General features: G+C 55.3%; 14 protein-coding genes. 8 read left to right on the top strand and 6 right to left on the bottom strand.

The window, feature by feature from the left end; genetic code table 11:
* Positions 1-61: 61 nt before the first annotated feature.
* Complete coding sequence (queF, locus tag NYE85_RS09245; protein ID WP_259004439.1) at positions 62-907, bottom strand: NADPH-dependent 7-cyano-7-deazaguanine reductase QueF; 846 nt, start codon at positions 905-907, stop codon at positions 62-64.
* Between the two features lie 63 nt (positions 908-970).
* Between queF and syd the strand changes: the two genes are divergently transcribed.
* A complete protein-coding gene (syd, locus tag NYE85_RS09250; protein WP_259004440.1) occupies positions 971-1525 on the top strand; it encodes a SecY-interacting protein in 555 nt (184 codons plus the stop codon).
* 612 nt (positions 1526-2137) lie between these two features.
* Here the strand turns inward: syd and NYE85_RS09255 are convergent.
* A complete protein-coding gene (locus tag NYE85_RS09255; protein ID WP_259004441.1) occupies positions 2138-3376 on the bottom strand; it encodes an MFS transporter in 1239 nt (412 codons plus the stop codon).
* Positions 3377-3559: 183 nt separating this feature from the next.
* On the opposite strand from NYE85_RS09255, the gene NYE85_RS09260 reads away from it, so the two are divergent.
* The 3 genes from NYE85_RS09260 to NYE85_RS09270 are packed head-to-tail and all read left to right on the top strand — an operon-like array spanning position 3560 to position 5142.
* A complete protein-coding gene (locus NYE85_RS09260) occupies positions 3560-3889 on the top strand; it encodes a YqcC family protein (RefSeq protein WP_259004442.1) in 330 nt (109 codons plus the stop codon).
* Positions 3889-4662 (top strand): tRNA pseudouridine(65) synthase TruC, encoded by a 774-nt coding sequence (gene truC, locus NYE85_RS09265; RefSeq protein ID WP_259004443.1) that lies wholly within the window; start codon positions 3889-3891, stop codon positions 4660-4662. The genes NYE85_RS09260 and truC overlap by 1 nt, the downstream gene beginning before the upstream one ends.
* Positions 4663-4692: 30 nt before the next feature.
* On the top strand, positions 4693-5142 hold the full coding sequence (locus tag NYE85_RS09270) for a flavodoxin (protein WP_259004444.1): 450 nt from the start codon (positions 4693-4695) through the stop codon (positions 5140-5142).
* 61 nt (positions 5143-5203) lie between these two features.
* Here the strand turns inward: NYE85_RS09270 and NYE85_RS09275 are convergent, their stop codons facing one another.
* From NYE85_RS09275 to map, 4 genes are all read right to left on the bottom strand, one after another.
* Positions 5204-5593 carry a DUF3461 family protein gene (locus NYE85_RS09275; protein ID WP_004959202.1) on the bottom strand — a complete coding sequence of 130 codons (390 nt, stop codon included), beginning with the start codon at positions 5591-5593 and terminating at the stop codon, positions 5204-5206.
* 121 nt (positions 5594-5714) lie between these two features.
* On the bottom strand, positions 5715-6539 hold the full coding sequence (dapD, locus tag NYE85_RS09280; RefSeq protein ID WP_259004445.1) for a 2,3,4,5-tetrahydropyridine-2,6-dicarboxylate N-succinyltransferase: 825 nt from the start codon (positions 6537-6539) through the stop codon (positions 5715-5717).
* A gap of 43 nt (positions 6540-6582) precedes the next feature.
* Positions 6583-9261 carry a bifunctional uridylyltransferase/uridylyl-removing protein GlnD gene (gene glnD, locus NYE85_RS09285; protein WP_259004446.1) on the bottom strand — a complete coding sequence of 893 codons (2679 nt, stop codon included), beginning with the start codon at positions 9259-9261 and terminating at the stop codon, positions 6583-6585.
* A 69-nt stretch (positions 9262-9330) separates the two neighbouring features.
* On the bottom strand, positions 9331-10125 hold the full coding sequence (gene map / locus NYE85_RS09290; RefSeq protein WP_259004447.1) for a type I methionyl aminopeptidase: 795 nt from the start codon (positions 10123-10125) through the stop codon (positions 9331-9333).
* A gap of 368 nt (positions 10126-10493) precedes the next feature.
* Here map and rpsB point away from each other — a divergent pair, with 368 nt between their 5' ends.
* The 4 genes from rpsB (at position 10494) to frr (ending at position 14038) form a co-directional block, all read left to right on the top strand.
* Entirely contained in the window at positions 10494-11219 is a 726-nt protein-coding gene (gene rpsB / locus NYE85_RS09295) for a 30S ribosomal protein S2 (protein WP_004959211.1), read from the top strand.
* A gap of 256 nt (positions 11220-11475) precedes the next feature.
* A complete protein-coding gene (gene tsf / locus NYE85_RS09300; protein ID WP_259004448.1) occupies positions 11476-12327 on the top strand; it encodes a translation elongation factor Ts in 852 nt (283 codons plus the stop codon).
* A gap of 184 nt (positions 12328-12511) precedes the next feature.
* Positions 12512-13237: a UMP kinase gene (pyrH, locus tag NYE85_RS09305; RefSeq protein ID WP_004959220.1), complete on the top strand. Its 726-nt coding sequence runs from the start codon at positions 12512-12514 to the stop codon at positions 13235-13237.
* Between the two features lie 243 nt (positions 13238-13480).
* Complete coding sequence (gene frr / locus NYE85_RS09310) at positions 13481-14038, top strand: ribosome recycling factor (protein ID WP_259004449.1); 558 nt, start codon at positions 13481-13483, stop codon at positions 14036-14038.
* Positions 14039-14191 lie beyond the last annotated feature (153 nt).

A 14191-nucleotide genomic window follows, 5' to 3' on the forward strand; every position in this document is an offset into this window, starting at 1 on the left:
GTCCCCTGATTTTTACCAACGTAACGCTACCGTTAGCTCAGTTGTTGAGCAGCGCTTCGCATTATTGGCGTGCCAGACGGCCACGTGACGGTGAAAATTGCCCATTGCTGCGCCACGGGTTGATGTCCAGCCCACCACGGCGGGTGTAACGCGCATAGACCGATAGCCGCTGCGGCTGACAGAAGCGCATGATGTCATTGAAGATACGTTCAACGCATTGTTCATGAAACTCGTTATGATGGCGGAACGACACTAGATAGCGCAGCAACGCTTCGCGATCAATCTGCGGGCCGTGGTAGCAGATTTGCACCGAACCCCAATCCGGTTGATTGGTGATCAGGCAATTTGATTTCAACAGATGGCTGACCAGCGTTTCTTCTACCGTCTGCGTGCCGGCGGCATTTTGCAGATAATCCGCGTTGAACTGATAGTTGTCGATGGTGATATCTTGTCGATCGATACATTCGCCGCGAAAACCAGCGATAGGCTGGCCTTCGAGCTGGTCTAGCGGGTAGAGTGCCACTTCGATACTGCCTTGTGCGCAGGCGGCCAGATCGCGTTGCAGCGTATTGCGCACCGTTTCCCAGTCGGCAAACCGCGTCTGGTTGAAGCTATTGAGATACAGCTTAAAGCTTTTGGACTCGATCAGATTCACACTGGTGGCATCGAGGCTGATTTCTCCCACGGCAACCTGTGGCAAGCCGTTGTTGTTCAGCCAGGAGAGTTCGTACAGTGTCCAGATGTCTGCGCCGTGGAACGGCAGGTTGTCTGGATACAGGCCCAGCGGTTCGCGGTTCATGCTGCGTGGCACCGGTTGCAGCAGCGCCGCGTCATAGTGGTCGTGATAGGCCGTCGGCTTACCGAGCGTCAGGCCCGATAATGCCTGATGATCTTGATGAGAGGACATCTGCTGTCACCTTAAAGTTAGCGAGGTACAATGGCAGCCAGTTTAGCGTATGCGAGAGGAAATATGGATCATGAAGTAACGCACGCCCTGCGTGAATTTACCCAGCGCTATGTGGCGATTTGGCAGCAGGAGCGCGGCCATGCGCCGGCAAGCCGCGAACTGTATGGCGTTGCTTCGCCATGCATCGTTGAAAACCGTGACGACGAAGTGTTATGGCTGCCGCAGCCGTTCACGCCTGCTGACGCGACGCTGGAAAAGGTCGAAGCGGCAATGGAGTTGCGTTTGCAACCGGACATTCATGCTTTTTATACCCGGCAATTCGCCGGCGATATGAGCGCGCAGTTCGGCGAGCATCATCTTTGTCTTTTGCAGGTATGGAGCGACGAGGATTTTATTCGCCTGCAGGAAAACCTGATCGGCCATTTGGTTACACAAAAACGGCTGAAGCTGTCGCCGACGCTGTTTTTGGCCACCACCGACTCCGAGATGACCGTGGTATCGCTGTGCAACGTCAGCGGCAACGTGGTGCTTGAACAGTTTGGCAGCGATAAGCGTACCTTGCTGGCGGCCAGCCTGGGCAATTTTTTGGATGCGTTGCGACCAACATTGAGCTACTGAGGTTAAATAGTGCCATGCCGTGTGAGAGATCTCTCACACGAGTTGTGCGAGATCGCTTTTAATTTTATATCGCGTTAACGTGAAATTTGATTTATTGCCAGATGTATCAAATAGTTAACTTTCTCTTAAAATAACTCTTGAGCAATTTTTGACACAATGGTTTTACAAGCCCTTGTGATCCGCGGGGAATTAGGCGATCTTATACCTACCGGATGGAAATGGTTGGAGTAGGATGCGTCAGGATGATGCAGACTTCAGGATGAAGAAGCGGATGCACTCAGTGAAGAGTGGCAGGGATGGCGTCAGGATGATGCTCAGGATGTTTCAGGCATGAAACCAGGGACACCTCCAGGATGGAGATTGAGAACCGGCACGGGATGGTCGGTGGGTCAGGAAGACTAAGGAACCTCGTCAGGCTGACGTTTAAAGGAATACGGCAAGGATTGTCTGGTCAGGATGGCCGAAGGAAAAGTTTTCAAGGATGAGCAGGGAGCACACTGCGTAGCGGGATAGCTATAAAACGAACCGGGGGCACTGTTAACGCAGTGCCCCCAATTTTTTGCCCGCCATGCCCCACCTTGCGCCATGCCGCCGGCCGGCATGGCGTACTGATTAACCAATCGCTCCCAGGGTATCGCCATTGCTCTGCTTTTTCGGCAGCAGGCACAGCGTGGCATAGATATCCAACAGATAGATGGCCGCCAGCAGCGTGATAGCCGCAGTGAAGGAAACCTGCGTCACCAACGCACCAATCACCAAAGGCCCAAGCCCTCCGACGCCGCGCCCCAGGTTGAACAGAATGTTCTGCGCCGTGGCGCGCACCTGTACTGGATAGGTGTCAGAAATCAATGCGCCATAGCCGCCGATCATACCGTTAACAAATAAGCCCATTACGGCACCGGCGAACAGCATCAGCAGCGGATCGCTGAGCTGTGCATAACAGACTACCATCACGACTGCGCCAATTTGATAAATCACAAAGATCTTCCAGCGTGCAAAGCGATCGGCCAGCACGCCAAACAGCCAGATACCGAAAGTCATACCGATGACCGTTACCGCGGTCCAGATGCCGGATTTGGTCAACGAGAAGCCAAAGTTTTTTGCCAGATAGGTCGGCATCCATATCATCAGGCCGTAATAACCGAAGTTTTGCACCGAACAAAGAATAAAAATACCGATGCTGGCGCGGCTGGTGGCGCGATCCTTGAATAGCAGTCTGACGCGTTGGATAAAGGGCAGTGGTGCTTCACGGCCTTTATTGCGGGCAAACTCTTCTGGCTCACCCATGGTGCGGCGGATCAGGAAGGACGCCAATGCTGGCAGCAAACCGACGAGGAACATGCCGCGCCAGCCGATATGCGTCAGCAGCAGCGGCGTGAGAAAGGCAGCCGCCAGCACGCCAAGCTGCCAGCCCATGCCGACGTATGCTGATGCGCGATTGCGTTTTTCTGCCGGCCAGGCTTCGGCGATCAGCGCCATGCCGATGCCGAACTCACCGCCCAGGCCAATGCCAGCCAGCGTTCGATAAGCCAGCAAATCCCAGTAACCGACCGCTAGCGCGCACAAGCTGGTAAACAATGAAAACATCAGGATGGTGATGGTCAAAACGCGGATCCGGCCGAAGCGGTCGCTCAGATGACCGAAGATCACGCCGCCTAGCACTGCACCAATCAGTGTCCAGGTCACCAGTGAACCGGCTTCCGATGAGCTCAGCCCCAGTTCGCTGGTGATCGCCGGCAGCATAAAGCCCAGAATCAGCAGATCGAAGCCGTCCATGGCGTAGCCTGTCACCGAGGCCAGCATCGCCTTGCCCGGGGTGGCGTGAGGTTTGGTTGAGATGTTAAGCGACATGTGTTTCATCTTGTGGGTTTATTTGGGCATCTATTGTGCCGTGCGACGCTGAACGCCACCAGATGAAATTGTCTCTGGCGACGCTCGATATTGGAATTTGGGCTATAACAGGTTAAATGCTATGCTCTGCCGCCTTTCAGCCAGTGCGCTGATTACCATGGTTTAAACAGATCGGGAATGCAGATGAGTATACAAAATCAGGTTCGCCACGATTTGCAGGCGATAGAACAATCGATGCGGGATTTGGCGTTGTGGCAGGCGTCGCCGCCTGCACCTGAAGCGTTCAGCAGCAGCGAGCCGTTTTGCGTCGACAGCATGTTGGCGGAAGAGTGGCTGCAATGGGTGCTGTTGCCGCGGATGTATGCGTTACTGGACGCCGGTGCGCCATTGCCGACCCGCTTTGCCATTACGCCATATTTCGAGGAAGCGCTGAAAGACAAGCAGCCAAACTGTCTGCCACTGCTGGTGCTGTTGCAGCGTCTGGACAATACGCTGAATAAAGAGCCCGGCTAATGCTTGAAATTCTTTATCAGGATCAATACCTGGTAGCGGTAAACAAGCCGGCCGGTTGGCTGGTGCACCGCAGTTGGCTCGACAGCCGCGAAACGGTATTCGTGATGCAAACCGTGCGCGATCAAATTGGCCAGCATGTGTTCACCGTGCACCGTCTCGATCGCCCGACCTCCGGCGTGTTGCTGATGGCGCTGTCCAGCGAGGTGGCGCACCTGCTGTCACAGCAGTTTGAGCAGCATCAGGTGCAGAAAACCTATCATGCGGTGGTGCGTGGCTTTGTTACGCAAGGCGCGCGGCTGGATTATCCGCTGACCCAGGAAAGGGACAAGATTGCCGACAAGTTTGCCGAGCAGGACAAGGAGCCGCAGCCGGCGGTCACGCATTATCGTCCGCTGGCACAGGTTGAAATGCCGGTGGCGATTGGCCGTTATGACAGCGCACGCTACAGTCTGGTAGAGCTGCAACCGGAAACCGGGCGAAAACATCAGCTGCGGCGTCACATGACGCACCTGCGCCATCCGATTATCGGCGACAGCAAGCACGGCGACCTGCGGCAAAATCGCGGTATGGCACAGCATTTTGGCAGTTCGCGTCTGATGCTGCACGCCAGCCATTTGCAATTCACGCATCCGGTGACCGGCCAGCCGTTATGCATTTCCGCACGCTGGGATGAAACCTGGCAGCGGGTAATGTCACAGTTTGGCTGGCTATCGGTGCTACCCGAGCTTGCCGGGGTTGAGTTTCCAACCGCGAGCGGTCAGGATAGCCGGTAATTTTTACAGTTCAGGAAGGGAGTTGGAGCGATGGCTCAGGTCGGTATTTTCGTTGGAACGGTGTATGGCAATGCGTTGCTGGTGGCGGAAGAAGCGGAAACTATCCTTCGCGAGCAGGGCCACGAGGTCAAGCTGTTCGAAGAAGGCACGCTCGAAGCCTGGCAGTTTTATCGCCAGCATTATGCGTTGGTGATTACCTCAACTACCGGACAGGGCGATTTGCCGGACAGCATCGCACCGCTGTTTGCCGCCATTCGCGATGAGGTTGGTTTTCAACCAGAGCTGAAATATGGCCTGATCGCGCTCGGTGACAGCAGTTATGACAACTTCTGCGGTGCCGGCCGGGCGTTTGATGCGCTGTTGCAAGAGCAGGGCGCGACCCGGATAGGCGAAATGCTGGAAATTGACGCCATGGAACAGCCGGAGCCGGAAGTGGTGTCCTGCCCTTGGGTAGAAAACTGGGGCACGTTGCTGAAATAAGCGTTGCGCCGTGCAGTATCAATGAAAAGGGCGAAATGATCCGCCCTTTTGTCGCCGGGTATTATTTACCGCGGGTCAGCTTCTCCAGATCGGATTCGATCTCGGCGATTTTGTTCGAAACCACGCCTTCCAGATGACGCAGATCTTCCAGGATTTTGCGTTTCAGATCGACTTCGACCTGATCGCGCTGGCACAGCTGGTCCAGTTCGTCGATCACATAGCGCAGGTTCGGGTTGATCTCATGGATTTCCTTGTAACCTTGCCCTGCGTTGTCCGCTACCACGGTTTTGCGCTGACGCGGATATTTGAATTTCACGCTCTTGGCGAAGAATTCGCCTTTATCCTTGCGGAAATAAATCTTGAGAATGTCGTTATTGGCTTCCTGTCGCAGGCTATAACGATCGACATCTTCCGGTTGATTAATACCCAAGCTTTTCAAGTTATCGTACATACGGCGCCCCTCTAATAGCGTTTATATCACGGTTTATTATGGCGAAAAGACGGTACTGCGATTATGACTGCGTCTGGCATCAAGGCAAAAAAATAGCGGGTGAATCACCCGCTGTTCAAGCTTAGTCGATAGTGCGTAATAACTCATTAATACCGACTTTACCGCGCGTTTTGGCGTCAACTTTTTTCACGATGACCGCACAGTACAGGCTGTAGGAACCGTCTTTTGATGGCAGGTTGCCGGAAACCACCACCGAGCCGGCCGGTACGCGACCGTAGTGCACTTCGCCGGTTTCACGATCGTAAATCTTGGTGCTCTGGCCGAGGTAAACCCCCATGGAGATCACCGAGCCTTCTTCGACGATCACGCCTTCTACAACTTCAGAGCGCGCACCGATGAAGCAGTTGTCTTCAATGATGGTCGGGTTGGCCTGCAACGGTTCCAGTACGCCACCGATGCCGACGCCGCCGGACAGGTGAACGTTTTTGCCGATCTGTGCGCAAGAGCCGACGGTGGCCCAGGTGTCAACCATCGAACCTTCGTCAACGTAAGCGCCGATATTGACATAGGAAGGCATCAATACGGTATTGCGTGCGATAAACGCGCCCTGGCGTACGCTGGCCGGCGGCACCACGCGGAAACCTTCTTGCTGGAAGCGCGCTTCGTCGTAGCCGGCGAACTTCATTGGCACCTTGTCGTAGTAGCGGGTTTCGGCACCGTCCATCACGATGTTGTCATTAATGCGGAAAGAGAGCAGCACCGCTTTCTTCAGCCATTGATGCGTGACCCACTGGCCGTCGATCTTTTCGGCCACGCGCAGTGCGCCGCTGTCCAACAGGCCGATGACCTGGTTTACCGCTTCGCGAGTGACGCTGTCTACGTTTGCCGGCGTGATGTCAGCGCGGCGTTCGAAGGCATTTTCAATAACGTTCTGTAGTTGCTGCATTCTGTTCTCTGTCCTGATGTTATCTACGAAAAGGATATTTGTATCACATTTTATCGTTTGGATTGAGTGCCTCTGTCAACCGTTGTTCCAACTTTCTGCGCGTCTCGGCATTCAAGGCGCGTCGATCGCCGTCGGCCAGGATAAACAAGTCTTCAACCCGCTCGCCGATAGTGGAAATACGCGCGCCGTGCAGCGAAAGCCCCAGATCTGCAAATACTTCGCCGACCCGAGCCAGCAGACCGGGCTGATCCAGCGCGGTCAATTCAAGATAGCTACGCCGATCGGTGTGGGTTGGCAGAAAGCTGGTTTCGGTTGGCACGCTGAAATGCCGCAGTTTTGATGACGGTCGGCGCACTCGTGGCGGCTGGTAATCCCGTTGGGTAATGGCCTGCAGCAGCGCCTGCTGAATTGCCGCGTGGCGATCCTGCGCCAGCGGGCTGCCGTCCGGCTCCAGCACGATAAAGGTATCCATCGCCATACCGTCGCGATTGGTGAAGATCTGGGCGTCATGCACGCTGAGATTGCGGCGATCCATTTCACCGGCGACGGCGGCAAACAGATAAGGGCGGTCCGGGCTCCAGATGAAGATTTCGGTGCCGCCGCGCGTCGCCTGCCGACTAACTAGCACCAGCGGCCGGGTGGAGTCATGCGCCAACAGGTGGCGCGCGTGCCAGGCCAGCTGGTTTGGTGAGTGACGCAGAAAATAATCGGCGCGGCAGCGGCTCCAGATACGGTGCAGCGCCTCCTCGTCGATATTGTCCATACGCAGCAGAGCCAGCGCCTGCAAACGGTGGTGGCGCACGCGTTCACGCAGGTCCGGGCTGTTTTGCATACCGCGCCGCAGCTGTTTTTCGGTGGCAAAATACAGTTCGCGCAACAGACTCTGCTTCCAGCTGTTCCACAGCGTTTCATTGGTGGCGCAGATATCGGCCACCGTCAGGCACACCAGATAGCGTAGCCGCGTTTCGCTTTGCACTTCGGCGCTGAATTGCTGAATGACGGTCGGATCCTGGATATCGCGACGCTGCGCGGTAACCGACATTAATAGGTGGCAGCGCACCAGCCAGGAAATCAGTTGGGTTTCGCGCGAGTTCAGGCCATGCAGTTCGGCGAACTCGATCACGTCCTGTGCGCCGAGAATTGAATGATCGCCGCCGCGACCTTTGGCGATGTCGTGGAACAGCGCGGCGATCAGCAACAGTTCCGGATGCGGCAGCCGCGGATACAGTTCGACACACAGCGGGTGGCGCGGACGGGTCTCTTCGTCGGCAAAGCTTTCCAGCTTTTGCAGCACGCGGATGGTGTGTTCATCCACGGTATAGGCATGGAACAGATCGAACTGCATCTGGCCGACGATTTTGCCCCACTGAGGCATGTAGGCCCACAGCACGCTGTGGCGGTGCATTGGCACCAACGCACGCGATACCGCGCCCGGATGGCGCAGGATCGCCATAAACAGCTCGCGCGCTGGTGCAATGGTACACAGCGGCTGTTTAAGATGGCGGCGCGCATGGCGCAGTTGGCGCACGGTAGTGGAATAGATGCCCTTGATATCACGGTTACGCACCATCAGGTAGAACATCCGCATAATGGCTTCCGGCTGGCGGATAAACAGCGTTTCATCCCGCAGATCGATCAATGCGCCGCGCAACTGGAAATCTTCGTTCAGCGGGCGCGGCTTTTCCGTGGCGTCCAGTGCCAGGATCGCTTCGTCAAACAGTTGCAGCAGCATGTGATTCAGTTCGCCGACGCGGCGCGTCATGCGGTAGAAATCTTTCATCATGCGTTCAACCGGCTCGTTGCCTTCGCCTTCGTAACGCAGCAGTTGTGCCACGCTGAGCTGGCGGTCGAACAACAGCCGGTTGTCGTAGCGCGTCAGCATCAGGTGCAGCGCGAAGCGAATGCGCCACAGGAAGCTCTGGCATTCGTTCAGTTCGTTGCGTTCAGCCTGGGTCAAAAAGCCGAAGCCAACCATTTCGTCAAGCGAGGTGGCGCCAAAGTGACGGCGGGCGACCCACAGCAGGGTATGAATGTCGCGCAGGCCTCCGGGGCTGCTTTTGATGTCGGGTTCCAGATTGTAGCTGGTGCCGTGATAGCGCTGGTGGCGTTCCTGCTGTTCGGCAATTTTGGCATGGAAGAATTGCGGCGACGGCCAGAAACCGTCGCTGAAAATGTGTTTCTGCATTTGCAGGAACAGCGCAACGTCGCCGCAGATCATGCGCGATTCGATCAGGTTGGTGGCCACGGTCAGGTCCGCCAGGCCTTCCAGCAGGCACTCCTCCAGCGTACGCACGCTGTGGCCGACTTCCAACTTCAGATCCCACAGCAGGGTGATGAATTCGCCGACGCGTGCCGCCTGGCCGTCGTCGAGGCGTTGCTGGCTCAGGACCAGCACATCAATGTCCGACAATGGATGCAGCTCACCGCGGCCATAGCCGCCGACCGCAACCAGCGCGGTTTCGGTCAGCGCGTCGAAACCGTAGAAAGTCCACAGGCGGCGCAGCAGGCGGTCGATAAACTCGCTGCGTGCCGCCACCAGGCTTTCGGCGCTTGAACCGGCGTCAAATGCCGCCGCCAGCCACTGCTGGAACTGTTCCAGCCGCTGTTTTAGCGCACCGCAGTTGATTTCCTCATCGCCGTAGACGTTGGGGTAGTCAGGCTGCATTGGTGCGGCCTGCGCAGAAGTGACCGGAGCGGCCTGTTCACGGAAATTGTCTGACATTATGATGGCCCATAAAAAAGGCCGGCGTAAGCCGGCCTGTCATGCATTCGCAGTGCGTTGACGCCGCACTTACATCTCATGCGTAATGATGTTGGGGATGGTGTCATCCTTGCGCAACGTCATTATTTCGCAGCCGTTATCAGTGACCACAATAGTATGCTCATACTGTGCCGACAAGCTGCGATCCTTGGTTTTTACCGTCCAGCCATCTTTCATGGTGCGGATGCGGTAATCACCGGCGTTGACCATCGGTTCAATGGTGAAGGCCATGCCCGCCTGCAGCACCACGCCGCCGTCGTCGGCGTCGTAATGCAACACCTGCGGTTCTTCATGGAACACTTCGCCGATACCGTGTCCGCAATATTCACGCACTACGGAGAATTTTTCCGCTTCGACGAATTGCTGGATGGCTTTACCCAGCGTGCGCAGGCGGATGCCCGGCTTGACCATCTTCAACGCCAGATACAGGCTTTCCTGTGTGACACGGCACAGACGCTCGCCCAGAATGGTCGGTTTGCCGACCAGGAACATTTTGGAGGTATCGCCATGCCAGCCGTCTTTGATGACGGTCACGTCGATGTTGACGATATCGCCGTCTTTCAGCGCCTTGTCATCGCTTGGGATGCCGTGGCACACCACTTCGTTGACGGAAATGCACACCGATTTCGGGAAGCCGTGATAGCCAAGGCAGGCAGAGATCGCCTGCTGTTTTTCGGTAATGTACTGGTGGCAGATGCGATCCAGCTCGCCGGTGGTGACACCGGGTTTGACATGGGGCTCGATGATTTCCAGCACTTCGGCGGCCAGGCGGCCAGCCACGCGCATTTTTTGGATGTCATCAGGGGTTTTGATAGAAATTGCCATGAAATTCGTCCGCAGGAGTGTCGGTAATGCCGACAACAATAAGAATAGGAAGCAGTCTCTTATGGTATCAGCCCACCGATAGGCTGCCAAATTTCATTTGCGCACGGCGTGGCCGCAACGCGACGATAATGCAACAAAAGTTGGAGTGTGTGGCCGGTTTATGGTATAAAGCGCGCCGGCGATCGGTGAGTTCGTCCTTGTGACGACGGCAGATATGGCCGAAAATACTTTAACTGCACTCACATTGTGTAAATAACACACACGTATCGGCACATCCGCCGGGGTGCCTCGGGTGACATCGTCATGCTGGGGTCGGCGTTATGGGATACGTGGAGGCATAACCCCAACTAATCTATAGAGGTTTAATCATGGCAACTGTTTCCATGCGCGACATGCTCCAGGCTGGTGTACACTTTGGTCACCAAACCCGTTACTGGAACCCGAAAATGAAGCCTTTCATCTTCGGCGCTCGTAACAAGGTTCACATCATCAACCTGGAAAAAACCGTACCAATGTTCAACGAAGCTCTGGCTGAGTTGACCAAGATCTCTTCCCGTAAAGGCAAGATCCTGTTCGTTGGTACCAAACGCGCTGCAAGCGAAGCGGTAAAAGAAGCTGCAAACAACTGCGACCAGTTCTTCGTGAACCATCGCTGGTTGGGCGGCATGCTGACTAACTGGAAAACCGTTCGTCAGTCCATCAAACGTTTGAAAGATCTGGAAACTCAGTCTCAAGACGGCACCTTCGACAAGCTGACCAAGAAAGAAGCGCTGATGCGCACTCGTGAACTGGACAAGCTGGAAAACTCTCTGGGTGGTATCAAGGACATGGGTGGTCTGCCTGACGCTCTGTTCGTTATCGATGCCGATCACGAACACATCGCGATCAAAGAAGCCAACAACCTGGGTATCCCGGTATTCTCTATCGTTGATACCAACTCCGATCCAGACGGCGTTGACTTCATCATCCCAGGCAACGACGACGCAATCCGTGCAGTTAACCTGTACCTGACCGCCGTTGCTGCTGCCGTCCGTGAAGGTCGTTCTCAAGATCTGGCCGTTCAGGCGGAAGAAAGCTTCGTAGAAGCTGAATAATAAGGCAAGCTCGAACTCGAGCCCTTATTAACCAGGTATTGACATATGTTGGTTAGGGGGGCCCCTTAAAGGCCCCCTTTGCTTATCTAAATGAGAACCCTGCCCAAAAGATTTCGGGTTGCGGCAGAGCGGAAACTGCATGTATCTCCAGGTGCCTGGCGAGCCAGGTGGCCAAGGTGAGAGAAGGCAGCCAACGCCGCGGTGGCGCGAAAGACGAAGGGTAAATCTCCGAGCGAGATAACCGAGGAATAAAGAAATGGCTGATATTACCGCTGCTCTGGTAAAAGAACTGCGTGAGCGTACCGGCGCAGGCATGATGGATTGTAAGAAAGCGCTGGTTGAATCCAACGGCGACATCGAGCTGGCAATCGAAAACATGCGTAAGTCCGGCGCGATCAAAGCGGCGAAAAAAGCAGGCAACGTGGCTGCTGACGGCGTGATCAAAACCAAGATCGAAGGCAACTTCGGCGTGATCCTGGAAGTTAACTGCCAGACCGACTTCGTTGCCAAAGATGCCGGTTTCCAGGCATTTGCTGACAAAGTGCTGGATGCAGCCGCTGCTGGCAAGGTAACCGACGTTGAAGTACTGAAGGCACAGTTCGAAGAAGAACGCGTTGCTTTGGTGGCAAAAATCGGTGAAAACATCAACATTCGTCGCGTTTCCATTCTGGAAGGCGACGTGCTGGGCAGCTACCTGCACGGCGCGCGTATCGGTGTTCTGATTGCCGCTAAAGGCGCTGATGAAGAACTGGTTAAACAAATTGCCATGCACGTTGCTGCCAGCAAGCCAGAATTCGTCAAGCCTGAAGACGTGTCTGCCGAAGTGGTAGAAAAAGAGTACCAGGTTCAGCTGGACATCGCGATGCAGTCTGGCAAGCCGAAAGAAATCGCTGAGAAAATGGTTGAAGGCCGCATGAAGAAATTCACCGGCGAAGTGTCTCTGACCGGTCAGCCTTTCGTCATCGAACCAAGCAAAACCGTTGGCCAGGTGCTGAAAGAGCACAACGCTGACGTGGTTAACTTCATCCGCTTCGAAGTGGGCGAAGGCATCGAGAAAGTTGAAGCCGACTTTGCTGCCGAAGTTGCAGCAATGAGCAAACAGTCTTAATGCCTGTTAATGGGACCGCCTCCGGGCGGTTCCATTTTATACCCTGCATAAAGCGTTATGCCGGGTATATGTTTCTCCAGCCAGATTTACACCGATGGCGGCCCTGCCGGGTTATACTCTGCGCAGGCGCATTTCATCGGCTGAAACCTCCAATACTATTACTGCTGCTTAGGACAGAATAACCATGGCAACCAATGCAAAACCCGTATATCAGCGTATCCTGCTCAAACTGAGCGGCGAAGCCCTGCAAGGCGCAGAAGGATTTGGTATCGACGCTAGCGTTTTGGATCGCATGGCTCAGGAAGTAAAAGAGCTGGTCGAACTGGGAATTCAAGTGGGCGTAGTTATTGGCGGTGGCAACCTGTTCCGCGGCGCGGGCCTGGCGCAAGCCGGCATGAACCGCGTAGTGGGCGACCACATGGGAATGCTGGCTACCGTAATGAACGGTCTGGCTATGCGTGATGCACTGCACCGTGCCTATGTGAACGCCCGCCTGATGTCAGCCATTCCGTTGAACGGCGTGTGCGACAACTACAGCTGGGCAGAGGCAATCAGCCTGCTGCGTAATAACCGCGTGGTTATCTTCTCCGCCGGTACCGGCAACCCGTTTTTCACCACTGACTCTGCCGCCTGCCTGCGCGGGATCGAAATTGAAGCGGACGTGGTGTTGAAAGCGACTAAAGTAGATGGTGTATACTCCGCAGATCCGGTTAAAAACCCGGATGCAACGCTGTACGAACAGTTAACCTATCAAGACGTGCTGGAACGCGAACTGAAAGTGATGGACCTGGCTGCCTTTACGCTGGCGCGCGATCACGGTCTGCCGATTCGCGTGTTCAACATGAACAAGCCGGGCGCGCTGCGCCGCGTCGTGATGGGTGAAAACGAAGGTACGCTGATCGGCAAATAATTGCCGTTCAACCTGATTTAGCGGGGAGTGACGGTGCGCCACGCCGTCTGTTCCCCTTGAGTAAAATTCACGGGCTATAATTACCTACCCAAAGGATTTCACTGCGCATCTTGTCGGCAAGTGCGGAACTTCGGCGCTTGGAGCGTTAAGCGCCAGGATCAACGTTACAGCCAGCGGTGATGTGCGGTGGAATACCCAGGGGAAAATGGCCTGCCAAGTAACCAGCTTTCAAGGGTTCGCAACGTGATTAACGACATCAGAAAAGATGCTGACACACGCATGGAAAAAAGCGTTGAAGCATTCAAAAACCAAATCAGCAAAATCCGCACCGGCCGCGCTTCGCCAAGCATTCTCGACGGTATCATGGTGGAGTATTACGGCGCTGCCACGCCGCTGCGCCAATTGGCCAGCATCACCGTGGAAGATTCCCGTACGCTGAAAATCAACGTATTTGACCGCTCGCTGAGCCCGGCGGTCGAAAAGGCCATCATGTCGTCCGACCTTGGCCTGAACCCGTCGTCTGCCGGTTCCGACATTCGCGTGCCGCTGCCGGCATTGACCGAAGAGCGCCGTAAGGACCTGATCAAGGTGGTGCGCGGTGAAGCGGAGCAGGGCCGTGTTTCGGTACGTAACGTTCGTCGTGATGCCAACGACAAGATCAAGGCGCTGCTGAAAGACAAGGAAATCAGCGAAGACGAAGAACGTCGTGCGCAAGACGATATTCAGAAAATGACCGATGCTTATATCAAGTTGGTCGACGCCGCTCTGGCAGACAAAGAAAAAGAGCTGATGGAGTTCTAATCGGCTTGCACAAAAAACAAGCGTCGCCCAGGCGGCGCTTTGTTTTTTGTGGCGCAGATCCCGTTACATCGTACTGAAAGATCATGACAACGGGTGTACAAGGTTTCACACTGGAACACCTCCGATCTCCTCAGACAGTTATTCAGAGCGAAC

Source organism: Serratia sp. AKBS12, assembly GCF_024793895.1.
Taxonomy (GTDB): domain Bacteria; phylum Pseudomonadota; class Gammaproteobacteria; order Enterobacterales; family Enterobacteriaceae; genus Serratia_F.